Raw genomic sequence first — 16799 nt, forward strand, 5'->3', positions numbered from 1 at the left:
AAAGTTTTTTTGTCAGTTATTTATAAGAAGCTGTCAACTGCCATGTACCAGGTTTAATCTGAAAAACTAAAAATTCATCATCTTCACTTTTAAAATCAAATCCTTCTATTTGCTTTTTCAACTTATTTTTTCTCCAAACATTTTTACCATTTACCAAAATTTTTGCAATTTCTTTCTCTTCTTTAGGAATGTAAACTGTGGCTGTAGTTTTTTCTGGAGAAATTAAATCTAGTTGATAGTTGTTTGCTGTTTTATTAACTTCTACAGTAATATCTCCTTGTACCGAAGGTACAATCTGTTTTACAGAAGTCATGTGAGCTAAATTTGGTTTTACTTCGTATGAAGACCAAGCCACATCAGTTGCCTTTATACCTGCAATATATCTAGACAACACGTAATTAGGCGCATTCCAAGCGTGATTATACGTACCTCTTAATTTTGGTTGGTATTTTTCATAAAGTGTTGTCAACCACTTCATGTTTACTTGTTCTTGATAACGGTCTTTCATACGTTGCAAACCTTTATCATATTGACCAGTAATCATAATCGCTTCTTCTGCTATCCATTCCATGTGTGGACTTGACTTTTTTACAGGAACTAGAACGCTATCAACTAAAATAGTATGGTGTTCCTCTTTAGCTAAACCACTAAGAATAGCCAATGCACTTACACGCTCTTCAATTAATTTATTTTTAGAACCATAACGATTTCCTTGCCAATATTCCTTTTCGAAATTACTTTTAATACTGTTGATACGTGAATCGTACCAAGCAATATCTTTGGTTTCTCCTAAAGCCATTGCCATTTTTTTGGCTGACTTTAATGCCATATAATAAAGAACTACGTTTGTTGCGACAGGGTCTGTATCTATTCCCCAATCTACCCAATTGGCATAACCTTTTCTATGTTGTGGCAATCCATTAGGTTGCATAGACCATAGTTTTAAATAACTCACAACAGCAGGATATGCATTTTCAAGTGTGGCTTTGTCTCCTGTATTGTAGTAGTATTGCCAAATACCTTGATCTATATATTGCAAACTCTGCCCTGTTAACTCACTACTTTTTCCTCTATATGCTCCAAATCCAGGTGCTAACCCCTGAATGGTATCACCACTTCGATACGCAATGGTATTATCGATTCCTTTTTTTAGTAACAAACGCCCAGGTTCATCCAAAGTATAAAAAACTGCTCCTGTCTGGTCTGCTACATCACCAATCCATAAACCACGTTCTCTATCGGGACAATCCATATAACTATTTCTTGCGCAAACATATAGCGTGTTTCGAGCCATCCACCACAGACGTGAAAAATAAGGATCACTTGTATCAAAATGACCTGTCATTTCTCCAACACCTGTCCATCTGTATTTTAGTTCTAGCACTTCTACCCCTGGAGGAATTGAATATTCCACAAAATGACCATTAATCCAGGAATAACTTTCAAATTCCTGAACACCAGATTTGGTAATGTAGGTTCCCTTTAGCATATTGAAGGGATTGTCCATATCTGCAACAACCGTTTTTCCCGCTTCACTATTTAATTTTATATAAGGTGTTATTTGCTGGTTGAAAGGTAATTTAGCATGTATCACAACGACAGAATCTGTTGTGTTTGTAAAGGGTAATTCTATAATTTTTTCCTTAGTTTTCCCTAAGGATAATGAGTTATAATCTACTAAACCTCTATCATTCCATTGTGGAATGGCTCTTTTCACTAAAGTTCCCCAAGGTTTACCGTTGGCAACACCTTTTACAGATGGTTTTTCCCAGTTTCCATCATCATAATTGTTCGTGTACCAAGCATTATCTGTCCAATCACCTAAACTTTTTTGGGCATCAAATTTTACATTGTATGCATTGACTCGGTTGGCACTACCTCCTCCTCCAGCGCTTTTCGGATCGTAAGCAGGGTGAACTTTGATTTTCCAAGTTGTATCAGATTCTAAAACTTGTTGTCCTAAATCCGTATAAAACAATAAACCTCCTTTACCACTATCATCATGTACTTTTCGGGTTCTGCCCCAATACCACACTAAAATAGCAATGGTGTTTTTTCCTTCCTTTAGATAGGATTTTAAATTGACCTCATCGTAATAATTGGTGTCTGGTGCAGCTCCTCGTGCTAAACCACCTTCAAACAAGACCATTTCCCCATTAACCCAAAGCCAGTATTTAGTATCTACAGCAATATTTGCCAGAGCGTTTTCAGGAATGTCTTTAAGGTTGAATTCCTTTCTAAAGGCCACCCAAGTATTGGTAGGTCCAGCTTCTTCTTGCCAAATCCATTGTGCACTACCCCAATTTGAAGTATTATCAAAAGCTGATGTGCAAAGTATTACTAACAAAAATGCAATTGATTGTTTTAGAAATTGTATTGTTTTAAGTAGTGTTGACATTACTAATTTAGGATTAAAAACTTTTGATTTTTTTTTAGAATGGAAAATTAACCAAAGATTAGCTTTTAATTATCCTGTAATATCATGGTTTAAACTAAATTTTCAACAAATTCTAACCACTCTTAGGTTCAATAAATTCCCTAACTTCTCAATCTTATTCGCTATGTGCCCTACACCTATGGCACAATGGTGAGAAGGCCCTTGTTTAGACCATTCGTTCATAAATGCTCTAGCACCAATAGAAAAACGATAACGGCTGTTGGTATTACCAATATGAAGCACTGGCCCTTCAACAGATTCGCCTTCTGCAACTAACAAAAACACATCGTCTTTACCTTCTACCACAGATAACAAGGTCACTGGACCATGTTGCACCGTCATTTGAATAGATAAGCCTTTTCCTGGTTTACCATGATAAACAGGAAGCGGAACTAATTGCACTTTTCCTTCAGCAATGGCAAAATGTGCAGGACCATCGTGTCCTAACATGACGATGTCATCATTAAAATCCATAGCATAGAACTCTGAGAACGAACCGCCAACCCCAAACGCATCCATAATTTTCATGGCTTGGGCATTTTTAACTTCATATTCACCAGCCACAGGCACATTTTTACCTGTTAGAAGTGTATTTCCTGCGATAACAGAGGTAACAATATTTTCATATTCGTTGGCTGTTTCGCCTTCATAATAATAGGCCATAGAGCCCAAATTATGGTTTTCAACCAATTTATCTAAAGCTATTGAAGTTTTTGCAGCACGGACCAATTCGGATTGTTCACAGGCATCAATGACTTCAAAAGTGTTTCTAAATTCAGTGATTTTTTCTTCAACCTCTTGCTCAGTCACAGCATCGCGGTATTTTTTAACTTCACACATTTCTACAATTTCAATGTGTGTACCAAAAGCTGCAGATTGTTTTGTCAAGTCCGCATACACATCTAACATACCACAGTAATAATGCCCTAAAACACCCAAGCGATTATTAGCCATAACTTTAGCGACTTTGGCAGCATCAATCCAATCTTGAATATCATCCCAAACGGCTGGTTCGTCTAAATATCCCGTAACAAACTCATAATCTATTCCCGAACGGTTAAATACATTAGCTAATTCTGGCACCGAACATGCCTGACAATGCGCAAGCCATTCACCTGTCATTACGCCTCGGTCTCCAAGTTTATTAAAACTCTCATAATCAATCGCAGCCACAGGTTGAATATTTAAAATGATAGTTGGACATTTTAATTTTTGAACTACTGGCAATACAGTTGAGGATAATGCATACGTAGACACGTATAAAAACAAGATATCAACATCTTCCTTTTTTAGAATTTCTGCTTTATCTCGTGCTACTTGAGGCGCATCTACCAAACCAACATTTATCACCTCGGCACCAAAGCCTTCCATTTTATCTGCAATTTGCTGCTGATAGCCTTCTAATCGTTCTAATAAACCTTCAAACTGCGGCCAATACGTATCTAAACCGATACCAAATAATCCTACTTTCATCTGTTACTATTTATTTAAAAATTTTAATTTCTTTAATTGAGGGGGCTTTATCTGCTGCTTCAATAAATACCCTACACTTATTGGAAGTTACCTCATCAAAAACATGCTCTTTATTCGCTCCACATTTAGAGCCGTTAGTCAAAATAACCCATTCATCATTTTGAAAATATTCAATGGTATATTTTGAAATATTATGTCCGTATTCATCAATGAGCACTTTGCTAAATGTTTGAGACTTTACCCATTCTATCTCTAAATATTGGTTTGTATTACCATTGGCGAGCCATCTAGTTTCTTCATTGTCATCATTAGCTTTGAAGGCTTCAAAACCAGGTAATTTTTCGGTTTCAATAAACATGGATGAGGCATTCATTCTTGCAATTGATGCTAAGTTGCTGGGTGAATGTATCGGGTCTGGAAATTCTGTTTTTGGTAAGGTATTCACTTTAAAATCATAAATTCCAGAGGCTACATTGTATATGATGTAATTACCAACAGCTTTGTTTTTTTCTGAACCAACATATTCAATGCCTTCAGATTTTTCAGCTAGTTGTTCACCTTCATAAATATCATTTTTATCATTTGCTGGTAAATAGACTTTAGCCGAAGTATTTGCTGGAATTTCAATATGAAATGAAGCATCGTTATCCTGTTTTTCCCAATTTACTACCACATTACCATACATAGATTTATATTCAGTATTTGCAAATTTTAAATCGCCAACAATTACAGGTTTAATGAGCATATGTTGCATGCCTGGTTGTTCTGGATTGGGACGAATGCCACCAAAACCTTTGATAAAATAACCACCAATACCGGTATAACAGGTATGTATTTGACTATTACCAACAGCAGACCAACGCTCTGGCCATGTGGTATGTCCTTGCTCTAAAAAGTAACCATAACTTGGGTGATGTTTGTCTTTTAACAACTCGTAAATCAAATCCATACGTTCTCCCGATTCAATAAAATAACGCGTGTAAAGCGCCTGTCCTGAACTTCCTGTATCGTAGTATGGAAAATCGTATAACACATTATTTTCCAATTGGGAGGTTACTTTTTCGATTTCTTCTTCAGGAGTTACCCCTGTTAATAATGCGAACGCTTGGTTAACTTGTTGCCCATTACCATACCTACCAGTTGTTTCATCATAGTATAACCCATGGGTTGCTAGTTGTTGCACTTTTAACCTGTCTTGGTACATTTTAGCATCATCATCTTTTCCTAACGCCTTGGCAATTTTTACTGCATTATCGAGCATGAAAGCATAGAGAGTGTTATTAAAATGAAGCGCTTCTGGTGAATTACTACTAGTCCAAAAATTGCCTCGTGGTGTACACCAATCACCAAGGCCAGGAAACTCCCTTGCCCCTTGTTTGCCAGCTTTTAACGGTCCATTAGATTCGTAGTTTGAATGCTCATATAACCAATGCATCCATTTTTGCATGGATTCATAATTATCTTCTAGTACCTTTTTATCACCCAACATACGATAGGTCTCCCAAACAGTTAAAGGACTATTAGCTTTCCACATTAAAAATGGACGGTCTTCCTCATTAATTACAGCACGTATTTTCCCATCGGCAAGTTGCGCATCTCTGGTATATTGTAAATATTGGTCCATGTAAGCGCCACTTTCAAAATTAGGTAAAGCGTCACCATACATTGCAGCTACCGTTACTTCTCCCCAACCACGACGTTCGCGATGTGGACAATCAACCAAAATACCATCCATTGTATTTGCTAAATACGTATCGAGATTTACTTTGTAAATTCGATTCAACAACGAATCGGAAGATTTAAATTGGCTTATTTGCTTTCTATCATTAGTTACCACATAACCTTTTGCGTGATACACCCTTGGCTCATACTTTAAACCATAAACCGTAATATACCGACCTCCGGCTACGTTAAAACGATTGGTAAATGTGCCCTTTCCAGACTTTCCAAAAATGTATTTACTTTTTTGCTTCCAATTCATCACCACCTCTTTTTGGTCACTTATTTCAAAAAGTATGGAATCGCCTTCCACTCCATTTTGTAACTTCATTTCGAAAAATCCAGTGTAATTTCTCCCCATATCTATTCGATAGGTCCCGTCTTTGTTTCTTCTAATAGCGATTGGCTTTATTTCTTCAAATTTAACTTGAGGTTCTACTATTTGCGTGCTTAACTCAGCTTTAATTGGACTATACAAAGCACGTACTTCCCTATTTTTTCTACTATTCAAAGCAAAACTAATATTATTCCCTTCTGGAATTTTAGCGTTCAGTTCTTCGTGATTATAAACGGTTGCATTTATCCAATCCGTATCGTCATACTCAGCAGTGTTCCAATCGTCTTCTCGTTTTCTATCATCAATAGTTTCTCCTCCAAAACGTAGAATATCCCAATCACCATAATATTCAGAATGGCTTTTTTTAGTTTTCCATGAGGTATCTGTTTTTAGAGTGATATTCTGGTCTCCAACAACAATTTCAGCTTGAGCCTTAAAAACAAAAGGAATGCTTCGGTATTCCCTAATGCGTCGCCATCTTGACCAACCCGCAGCATGCCATATAGCAATGACGTTATCGCCTTTTTGTAATTTATCTGACACATCATAAGTTAGGTACGGAATCCTTTTTTTCATGTATGAAGACACCGGATTCAACACATTATCCGTGATTTTTTCACCGTTAACATACAATTCGTGATAACCGAAAGAGCCCACAAACACAAATGCTGAGGAAGGAGCATCCTTTAATTCAAAATTCTTTCTGTACCAATTATGGTCTGTCTTTTCTTGGTCTGGTTTCATAATCCAGTCCCCTTTCCAGTCAGATTGGTTTAATAAGCCCATTGAAAATGTAGCGGGTTCGCTCCAGTTTGAAGCGACTTCATCTTTATCCCAAATTTTTACCTTCCAGAAGTATTGTTTCGCCGATTCTAATGCTTTTCCTTGATAATTGGCATTTACTGATTGGTTGGTTTCTACTTTTCCAGAATCCCAAACATCAGCATTATTGCTTTCCAAATGTTCTAAAGTACTTGACACTAATATTTGATAAGCAGTTTGTTTTTGTCCTCTTGTTTGTAAATCCTCTAGTAATTTCCAGCTTAACCTTGGTGAGGCATTATCAATTCCTAAAGGGTTCGATTTATATTCACATTTCAGCTCCGTTACCTTTACTTCGGAAGGTTTGGTTTTACAACAATTTAACAGACTAATAACCAATGTTATGAATAAACATGTTCCAAAATTCCTTAGATACTTCATTTTAAAACTTTGTTTTTTTATTTTGAGTCTGATATTAGTATGATATGTTTGCCTGATGACAATTGAAAATCATTGGCAACAACTGATGTATTATTTAATTTGATTAGTTCTTTTGGATAGTTTGGCAACTGAACATGAGCTTCAGAATTCTCAGGTACTGAAATGGTCCAAACTATTTCTTTACCCTCTTTTTTCCAAGAACTTTCTATCATACCCTGTGGTGATTTATGAGTTACTTCTACCCAATCTACACCTTCAAGAAACGTTGGTTTTAAATAGAACTGTTTAAACCCAGGATAATCTGCATTAGGTCTGATACCACCTAAACTTTCATGAAAAGCTGCTGCAAAACCACTTTGCATTGGGTGGTTAAACGAATGTCGATAATACCGCTCCGTTTTATCCCAATTGCTAACACCCTCTGGCCATACGGTTAAATCGTGCTCCTCGGTCATAAATCCCAAACTCGGATAATCGGTAATACTCCATAAGTGCTTTGTCACAGCATCATGCCCGTAATCGTTCAATACGCTGTATAACGGACGATGCCCAAAAATACCTGTACTGTAATGTCCATTTTTATCTTTCATGATAAGGCTTGCCAAATTATCGGCAACCAACTGCTCCAAACCTTCAGGAACCAAACCAGAATACAATGCAAATGCATTACCCGTTTGGGAACGATATGACTTCGTTTCTGCATTAAAAAAAGTTTGATTAAAAGCGATTTTTACCATTTTCGCTTTTTCAGCATAACTATTGGCAGCTTCTTTTTTATCCAACACTAATGCCATTTTTTCCATAGATATTAAAGATTGATAATACAAAGCTGTTGACGTTAATGCCGGTGCTGTATCCATTTCTGGGTTACCTCCAGGAGGGCACCAATCTCCAAATCCGCCATTAATAATCCCATCTTCTTGTACCTTTTCGTCTAGGTAAGCCATCCAGCCTTCCATCATATCCCAAGCGCCTTCAATGATGGCTGTATCTCCATAGTATACGTACGAAAACCATGGAACCATAATTGTGGCTGCTCCCCAATCCGGTCGCGCTTGTAAACAGAGGCGTTTTCCAACGGAAATATTAGACGGCGCTCGCAAATCATAAGGAAAGGGGTCTTTAAAATGTGCTTTAGACACACCCAAAACTGTTTCCATATCTGAAGATGTTTTTTGCCACAAGCGTTTTAAATCAAAATTAAAACTAGCGGCTTCAGCCACCACATAAGCATCTCCCATCCACGCACAACGTTCTCGGTGCGGACAATCACTTAATAATCCTTGAATATTGTCTTCGATAGTCCACATAGACACCTCATAAAACTTATTTATTAGTGGGTCTGAACATTTAAAAGTCCCTATACGTTCTGCATCTGTTCGAACCAACCAACCTGTAAATTGACTTAAATCTGGTTCTTTACTTAAGCCTTCAATTTGAACATATCGAAAGGCATGATAGGTAAAACGGGGTTCCCAAGTTTCAGTCCCATTGCCCTTACAGATATATACATCGGTTTGGGTATTTCCAGTTACGTGAATTCCAGTAGATGCAGGGTCTATATTTTGTTTATCGGGCATGAGATGTTCAGCAAAACGCATTTTTACAACAGTACCTGCTTTTTCTTTTACAGAAATTGCCAACCAACCCGTCATGTTTTGTCCCATGTCTAAAATCCAACCATTTTCTGCTTTCCATACAGCTATAGGTTTAACTGTTCTAATCTTTCGCATGGGCTCTAAATCCTGCTCCAATAAATTATGCGTTGGTGCTTTCATTATTTCTGAAGTTTCCCATGAGGTATCATCAAAATTAAAGGTGCTCCAATCGTTCAAATCAGCTCGTGCATCATAAGTTTCACCTAAGTAAATATTATCAAAAAGTATAGGGCTACTATGTGCTTTCCAACTTTCATCGGTAATAATTTGTTCTTTAGTCCCGTCTTTGTAGAGGATATTTAATACCATAATTGCACGTGGTTTTCCATAAGCTAGCCCTGGCCAAAACGCCATATTTTGACCATAAAACCCATTACCCAACATTACCCCTAAACCGTTGTTTTTACTAATCGCTTCTGTAATATCATGACGCACATAAAAAGCCCGCTTATCGTATGAGGTTTGGGCAGGGTCGAGCACACGATCGCCTACTTTTTTACCATTTAAATACAGCTCATAAAGTCCTAATCCACAAATGGCTACTTCTGCTGATGCTACTTCTTTAGTTACTGAAAATGATTTTCTTAGAAGCACAGAAGGATGGGTTTTGCGTCTGGTTACTTTCAAATCTTCTTCCGTGGGCTCCCAAGTATTAATATTCATAGGTGGCTGGTTACTTACTAAATCTCTAGCTGCCCATTCTTCAGGACGATGGTCTTTGGTATAGCCAATCCATTTGGCGCTGCCCCAATTTACAGTATCGGCAATTACGTTCCCTTTCTCGTCAGAATCACTTCTGAATAGATTTTTGTTGGCATTTACGCAAAGGAAAAACACGGTAAACACTAAAAAAAGTAGTGTTGCTTTCTTTTTATGTTGCATCATAGTTTAACTAAATAATATGAATTTATTATTAATTTATTGGCTTTGGAGACTGAACAATTGTTTCTCCTTTGTATGGTATTTCATCTTTGTCTCCCAGTACATAACCCCATTTTTCAATATAATGTGCAGGTGCTTCAAAAGTATCTCCAATCTTCTCCAGATGCTCTTGCAATTTCTTTTCTAATGTATTGCTTATGTCTTCAAATTCTATATTACCGATAAGGTTATTCATTTCATAAGGGTCGTCTATAATATCAAAAAGCAAACGTGTGCCATCTACCAAACGTGTATATGAATAACGGTCTGTTCTAATGGCACGATAGGCGTCTCCTTGCCCTACAATTGGCGCCACGGACATGTAAAGAGAAGAGCGTCCTTCAATTTCACTACCTTCTTTAAGCATAGCGGAAACATCTTCTCCTTCGATGGTTTTTGGAATGCTTATACCAGAAAGCCCTAATAGGGTTGGTAAAATATCCGGGGTATTAATAGGTGTTTTTACTTGTCTTGATGTATGCTCCTTCAAACCTGGATAATACATTAAAAAAGGTACTCTGGCAGATTCATCCCAATGTACTTGTTTCCATACTACTGGTAAACTATGAGAGCGAATCATTCCACCATGGTCTGAGGTAAATACCAGAATAGTGTTATCTTCTATACCTGCTGCCTTTATAGTTTGGATTAATTCTCCTACACTGCTGTCTACAGCCGAACCAAGCGCATAATAATTTTGCAATGCTGCACGTGCTTCATCATGATATTCCTCAGGCACATTGGGTAATAACTCAATATCACCTAACGGATACATGTCTCTATATTCTTTTGGTGCCGGTGGAGAAGCAGGATGCGGAGGCCCATAAGACAGCATTAAAACAAAAGGGTTGTCATCTTTCGCATGTTCTTGGATGTAATTTTGCGCATCTGCAGTTTGTGCAAACACATCAAAGCCTTCCCAATATTGTATTTCGTTTGAATTCCCTGTGTAGTAATGTGAACGAGGGTTATGGTGGTCGCATTCTGCACCTTTCCAATACTCCCAACCTTGACGACGCTCTGGCGGAATATAACCTTTGCGACCATGACCATCTAAATGCCATTTGCCAATATATGCTGTGTTATACCCTGCTTGTTGATAAATTTCTCCCATACACAATTCATCTGATGGCAAATACAAATCGTTTAAAAACATACCAGTAGATGTTGGATATTTCCCTGTCATTAAAGCCGCTCTATAAGGAGTACAAACTGGGTCTACAGAAACACAGTTGGTAAAATTAAGACCTGCATCAGCTAACTTGTCGATATTTGGTGTTTTTACTGTTTTATCCCCACCAAAACCAACTGAAGATGCGCGCCATTGGTCGGCGCACACATATATAATATTTGGTTTTTTTACCGTTTCTTCCTTTTCACAACTTACTAAACCAACTAATGTGAAAAGCGTTATTATCAATCTGTATTTTAAACTCATCGTATCTTTTTAAATTATTTTATTGTATTGAAAACCTGAATTTCTGAAATCCCCACTTTGGTTTTAGCTTGGTTTATAAAAAGTCGGCATTTATTTGACGTTACCTCATCAAACTCATGTACTTTATTTGCTCCACATAAAGTCCCATTGGTAATACCTTTCCATTGCGAACCATCCCAAAATTGTAACTGATAGTTTGTAATGTTTAATCCGTTCTCGCTAACTACAATTTTATTAAAGGTCTGTGGTTTAAACCACTCTACTTCCAGCCATTCGTTGGTTGTAGAAGCAGATTTCCAGTATGTTTCTAGGCTTTCATCGTTTGCTCTAAACGCCTCAAAAAGCGGTAATTTTTCAGAATCAATTGTCATTGAAGACGCATTCATTCGTCCTATTAATGCTAAATTATCAGGTTTGTTTAGAGGGTCTGGGTAAATTACTTTTGGCAACTCAGTTACTTTGAAATCATAAACACCCGATTCAACTTCAAAAATCGCATAATTTCCAACCGCATTACTTTTCTCGGTCCCCATATACTTTATGCCTTTCGATTTTTCAGCGATGGTTCCACCCTCTAAGACATCTTCTTTTTGGTTTGCCGGAATGTAAATTTTTGCAGATGTATTGACTGGAATTTCAATATGAAAGGCTGCACCTTCAGCACTTTTATTCCAATTAGAAACAATGGTACCATACATGGATTTGTAGCTAGTGTTTGCAAAAGACAAATCGTCCACAGGAGCCGGTTTAACCACAAATTGTTGCATCCCAGGGTTTTCGGCATCTGGACGAATACCAGCAAAGCCTTTAATAAAATACCCTCCAATGCCAGTATAGCAAGTATGGATTTGACTGTTACCAATAGCCGACCAACGCTCTGGCCACACGGTTTTACCTTGTTCCAAAAAGTAGCCGTAACTAGGATGACGTTTGTCTTTTAACAGTTCATAAATTAAATCCATACGCTCCCCATGCTCTATAAAATAGCGGGTGTAAAGAGCCTGACCCGAACTACCAGTATCGTAATATGGGAATTTATATAAAACTTGGTCCACCAAATTATCGTAAACTTTTTGTTGTTCTGACTCGGGAGTAACGCCTGAAAGTAAAGCGAAAGCCTGATTTACTTGATGCCCTTCACCATATTTCCCAGTTTGGGCATCGTATATCTTTTGATGTGTTGCTTTTCGCTGTACTTCCAAACGGTCAGAAAACAGTTTTACATCGTCCGTTTTATCTAAAGTCTTGGCTATTTCGAATGCTGATTTGAGCATAAAAGCATACACACAATTATTGAAATGTTCTGATTCTGGAGAGTTACTAGACGTCCAAAAATTACCTCGTGGTGTACACCAATCGCCCAATCCTGGGAATTCTAAAGTACCTCGTTCACCAATTCTTAAAGCATCTTGGGTATCAAAATTAGAATGTTCATATAACCAGTGCATCCATTTTTTTAATGTTGGGTAGTGATTTTCCAATAGTTGCTTATCGCCCAACATACGGTAGGTTTCCCAAATGGTTATTGGGCTGTTGGCCATCCACATTAAAAACTCAAAATCGTCGCCATTTATAACTGCTCTCATTTTACCGTCTTCGGCCTGAGTATCTTGCATCAATTGCGCATATTGCATCATGTAGGCGCCACTTTCAAAATTAGGTAGAGCGTCACCGTACATAGCGGCAACGGTCACTTCTCCCCAACCTCGTCGTTCGCGGTGTGGGCAATCTACCAAAATACCATCTATCGTATTAGCGATGTAGGTATTCAGATTCACTTGGTAAATCTTATTTAGTAACTCGCTTGAGCTTTCAAACTGACTTATTTGTTTGCGATTATTGGTAATAACATAGCCTTTAATATCTTTTAATTCTGGTTTATAATTAATACCATAAATGGTTACAAAACGTCCTCCCGCCAAATTGAATCGATTGGTAAAATGGCCTTTGCCGGTTTTATCATAAATATATTTACTGCGCTGTTCCCATGATGTGGACACCTCTTTATGGTCGGCAATTTCAAAAGTAACGGTATCGCCCGCTTTACCATTATAAAGGTTCATTTCGAAATAACCGGTGTAGTTTTCGCCCATATCAATCACATAATTGCCTTCTTCATTTTTAGCGACTCCAATAGGTTTTACTTCCTTAAACTTCACTTGTGGCTCTACCATTTGTGCACTTAAGGTCGCTGTAATTTTACTTGTAGGCGGATTAGCATCTGTGCTTGGTGCTCTTATAGCCCCTTTTGGCCCTAAATTAATATCAGCTAATGCAACATCCTGCATTTCTGTTTCATCAAAAACAACGGCATTTGCCCAATTACTATCATCGTATTCAGCAGTATTCCAATCGTCTTCACGTAAACGTTCATCAATAATTTCACCGCCAAAATCTAATATATCCCATGAACTATTGTAAGAACTGTAGCTTTTTTTGCATTTCCATGAGGCATCTGAAACTATGGTCATCCTGTCTTCACCTAAATCAATATTAGCCTGAGCTTTAAATACAAAAGGCGGATCGAAATAATCTTTTACACGTCCCCATCTTGCCCAACCTGCCGCATGCCAAATTCCGATGACGTTATCACCTTTCTTTAAATAATCCTTAATATCATAAGTTAGATACGGTAAGCGTTTTTTGAAAAAGGAATTTACTGGATTCATCACCTCATCACCCACTTTCTTTCCATTCACGTACAATTCATGATATCCAAAAGACGCTATATAAATAAATGCAGATTGCGGTGTTTTATCTAAAGACACATTTTTTCTATACCAATTATGGTCTTTTTTGTTTTGGTCTTTTTTATAAATCCATTCGCCTTTCCAATCTTCTGGGTTCAATAATCCCATTGAAAAATGAGTTATCTCGCTCCAATTAGACTCGAAACCATTCGCATCCCAAATCTTCACCTTCCAGAAATAGTGCTTTCCTGATTCTAAAGTATTTCCATCAAACTTCACATTAACTGATTGATTGGATGTTATTTTTCCAGAATCCCATAGATCTCCTGTATCAGCATTTAATTGTTCTAAACTACTAGCGACTAAAATTTGGTAAGCGGTTTGTTTTTGACCACGGGATTTCTCAGCGTCCACCATAATCCAACTAAATCTTGGGGCTGTATTGTCAATGCCTAAAGGATTAGTTCGGTATTCGCACTTCAATTCTTCAATAGTAATTGAAGAAGGTTTGCACGCCACCAATGAAAAAAATGTAATAATTATGACGAGTGATGAAAACCTAGTGGTAATAGGTGTAATTTTCATTTTTTAGAAAGTTTAGTTTAGTTTAGTTTAGTTAGTATGATCGATAAATTAGAAAAACACTTTTACAAATGCATCATGCTGAAACCTGTATGCCTACGATTATTCTAATCTAGATGATGTAAATTTCTTTTATTTTATTGTTAAAAACAATTGACAAATTGATATATTAGTTGCACAAAATGATATGAAGAATAAGTTTCGGAAATACCTAATTACAACAAATATTGATAAATTATGGGGGTTTCACATAAACAATATTGGACGAAATGTTATAGAAAAACACTCTGGATATCCATCTAGAGACCACCCTGACCAGTATGTTTTTACTTGGGAAAAGGGGCGCGTTTTAAATGAATTTCATCTTGTTTTTATTACAAAAGGAAAAGGTGTATTTGAAAGTGAAACTACTGGAGAAATAAATGTTTCTGACGGTGACATTTTTTTATTATTTCCAGGGGTTTGGCACCGATATAAGCCTAAAAAAAGCATAGGCTGGACCGAACGTTGGGTGGGGTTCTCTGGAAAAATAGCTTCTCAATTTCTATCCAATGGTTTTTTTAGTGCTAGTGAACCTATAATTTCAAAATGCAATAAATCTTCCATATTAAATCATTTCAATGCCTTATTCAAATTATTTGACGAAGAACCTTATGGTTACCAAAGATTGGCTTCTGGTATTTGCTTGCAACTTATGGCAGAACTTTACAATATCAAATCGGGCGGCAACAACATCGAGAACCTCAACTCCATGATTTCCAAAGCAAAAAGCATTATGTACAAGAACATCAACAAAACCATACAACTACACGATATAGCAATCCACATAGGAATTAGCTATTCAAAATTCAGAGTAGACTTTAAAAAACAAACCGGTATTTCCCCTCTACAATATTTTTTATTGCTGAAAATTGAAAAATCCAAAGAATTGCTTTTAAACACCGATAGATCCCAAAAAGAAATTGCGTTTGAATTGGGGTTTGAATCTGACTATTATTTTAACCGACTATTTAAAAGCAAAACAGGAATGACTCCTGGACAATATAGAGTTTATGAAAAAAAGGAATAATAAAAAACGGGAGCAATTAGTCGCTCCCGCTTTTTATAACAAGTAAAAATAAACTCTAAACTATTACCTATTATTCTGTAGTCAATTCCAAAGTAAACTCTTCAAACTTAACATCCCTGTCTCTTATTACTAGAGTATCTTTTACTGTATGCAATAAATCAAATGTTGCTGTTGTTGTTGAAATTAACGAACCAAAAAAACGATCTTCAGTAACTTCAACTTCTTGCTCACGGTATTGAAAATCTAAGTAAATTACGTCTCGGCTTTTTCCTCCCCATTCATCACCATCTTCAACAAATTTTCCTGAGCCAGTTACAGTAACGGTACTACTTGGATCAGCATTAGAAACCGTAATTTCTTCATTATCGTTAAATGTCAATAGTAAAGACAACTTACTATTTGTAGCAACACCTGGTCTTCTAACATCAATTGTAGTAATCGCTTTATTTCTTCCTGCAGTTGATACAGGGAGCAATTCATCACGGACAACAAACTCAGATCTATAAACGGTGGACCCCTCAATGGTCTCTGACACTATTTCTGTTGGATCTCCATTTTCATAAACCGTAACCGATTCGTTAGACCCTACAGCTTCATCTTCACCGCGCCTTAAATAGATACCTTGATATTTATTCATAAACTTGATACCAAAAAGTGTATAGTCTTTAGGTTGTGTTTGCCAATCATCTGCTTTAATCTTTATAGGGTCAGTAACGCCATCAGCCGGCACACCTGTTAAAAGCGAATCTAATTCTTCATAATCTGTAATTCTTAATGGAATTACATAATGTACTTCACCAAACTCCGCAAATGATTGTGGGTCATCAAAAAAAGCATCTGAAAGCTGCACCGGGATACGCCCCTTCGTAGAACCGGAAGGAATTGTCACGGGGCTTTCCTGTTCAATAGTATAGTAAGACGCTGGTAACACCTTCACATTTACAGTATCTAATCCTAAAGTAGCAGCATCTACCAAATCGGGAGCTAACTCAAAATGTACTCTTCGGTTTTTATCATTGTTATAAACTCCCGACATAATAACACCAATTTCAAATCGCCCATTATTATCATTCTCATTAAAACCTAAATCATACTTCCCTTGAATTAATGTTCTTACAGGGGTTTGAAATGGAAAATATACTGAAGTTGAGCCAAAATCGTCAAACTCATTTTCCTGATTTTCGCAAGCCATTAAACTAAAGGCTATTGCGCATATTATTAAATATTTTATTTTCATGTTTAATATTTTTTTATTCTTTTAATTTACACAAT

General features: G+C 36.9%; 8 protein-coding genes. 1 reads left to right on the forward strand and 7 read right to left on the reverse strand.

Annotated elements, in window-relative coordinates:
- Nucleotides 1-16: 16 nt before the first annotated feature.
- The 6 genes from ABI125_12080 to ABI125_12105 form a co-directional block, all read right to left on the reverse strand.
- A complete protein-coding gene (locus tag ABI125_12080; protein ID XCF05461.1) occupies nt 17-2398 on the reverse strand; it encodes an alpha-L-rhamnosidase C-terminal domain-containing protein in 2382 nt (793 codons plus the stop codon).
- 102 nt (nt 2399-2500) lie between these two features.
- Nucleotides 2501-3910 (reverse strand): L-fucose/L-arabinose isomerase family protein, encoded by a 1410-nt coding sequence (locus ABI125_12085; protein XCF05462.1) that lies wholly within the window; start codon nt 3908-3910, stop codon nt 2501-2503.
- Nucleotides 3911-3920: 10 nt separating this feature from the next.
- Entirely contained in the window at nt 3921-7169 is a 3249-nt protein-coding gene (locus ABI125_12090) for a family 78 glycoside hydrolase catalytic domain (protein XCF05463.1), read from the reverse strand.
- A 17-nt stretch (nt 7170-7186) separates the two neighbouring features.
- Entirely contained in the window at nt 7187-9712 is a 2526-nt protein-coding gene (locus ABI125_12095) for a family 78 glycoside hydrolase catalytic domain (GenBank protein XCF05464.1), read from the reverse strand.
- Nucleotides 9713-9740: 28 nt separating this feature from the next.
- Nucleotides 9741-11186 (reverse strand): sulfatase, encoded by a 1446-nt coding sequence (locus tag ABI125_12100; GenBank protein XCF05465.1) that lies wholly within the window; start codon nt 11184-11186, stop codon nt 9741-9743.
- Between the two features lie 14 nt (nt 11187-11200).
- On the reverse strand, nt 11201-14461 hold the full coding sequence (locus tag ABI125_12105) for a family 78 glycoside hydrolase catalytic domain (GenBank protein XCF05466.1): 3261 nt from the start codon (nt 14459-14461) through the stop codon (nt 11201-11203).
- Between the two features lie 184 nt (nt 14462-14645).
- On the opposite strand from ABI125_12105, the gene ABI125_12110 reads away from it, so the two are divergent.
- Complete coding sequence (locus ABI125_12110; GenBank protein ID XCF05467.1) at nt 14646-15527, forward strand: AraC family transcriptional regulator; 882 nt, start codon at nt 14646-14648, stop codon at nt 15525-15527.
- Between the two features lie 70 nt (nt 15528-15597).
- On the opposite strand, the gene ABI125_12115 is transcribed toward ABI125_12110, so the two are convergent.
- A complete protein-coding gene (locus ABI125_12115; GenBank protein ID XCF05468.1) occupies nt 15598-16764 on the reverse strand; it encodes a DUF5627 domain-containing protein in 1167 nt (388 codons plus the stop codon).
- Nucleotides 16765-16799: the final 35 nt, after the last annotated feature.

The organism is Tamlana crocina (genome assembly GCA_040429635.1).
Taxonomy (GTDB): Bacteria; Bacteroidota; Bacteroidia; order Flavobacteriales; family Flavobacteriaceae; genus Flavisericum; species Flavisericum crocinum.

What these genes read in the sequence shown, in the direction of transcription:
- ABI125_12080 (XCF05461.1), bottom strand. Translation starts at nt 2,398, where the DNA reads ATGTCAACACTACTTAAAACAATACAATTTCTAAAACAATCAATTGCA.
- ABI125_12085 (XCF05462.1), bottom strand. Translation starts at nt 3,910, where the DNA reads ATGAAAGTAGGATTATTTGGTATCGGTTTAGATACGTATTGGCCGCAG.
- ABI125_12090 (XCF05463.1), bottom strand. Translation starts at nt 7,169, where the DNA reads ATGAAGTATCTAAGGAATTTTGGAACATGTTTATTCATAACATTGGTT.
- ABI125_12095 (XCF05464.1), bottom strand. Translation starts at nt 9,712, where the DNA reads ATGATGCAACATAAAAAGAAAGCAACACTACTTTTTTTAGTGTTTACC.
- ABI125_12100 (XCF05465.1), bottom strand. Translation starts at nt 11,186, where the DNA reads ATGAGTTTAAAATACAGATTGATAATAACGCTTTTCACATTAGTTGGT.
- ABI125_12105 (XCF05466.1), bottom strand. Translation starts at nt 14,461, where the DNA reads ATGAAAATTACACCTATTACCACTAGGTTTTCATCACTCGTCATAATT.
- ABI125_12110 (XCF05467.1), top strand. Translation starts at nt 14,646, where the DNA reads ATGAAGAATAAGTTTCGGAAATACCTAATTACAACAAATATTGATAAA.
- ABI125_12115 (XCF05468.1), bottom strand. Translation starts at nt 16,764, where the DNA reads ATGAAAATAAAATATTTAATAATATGCGCAATAGCCTTTAGTTTAATG.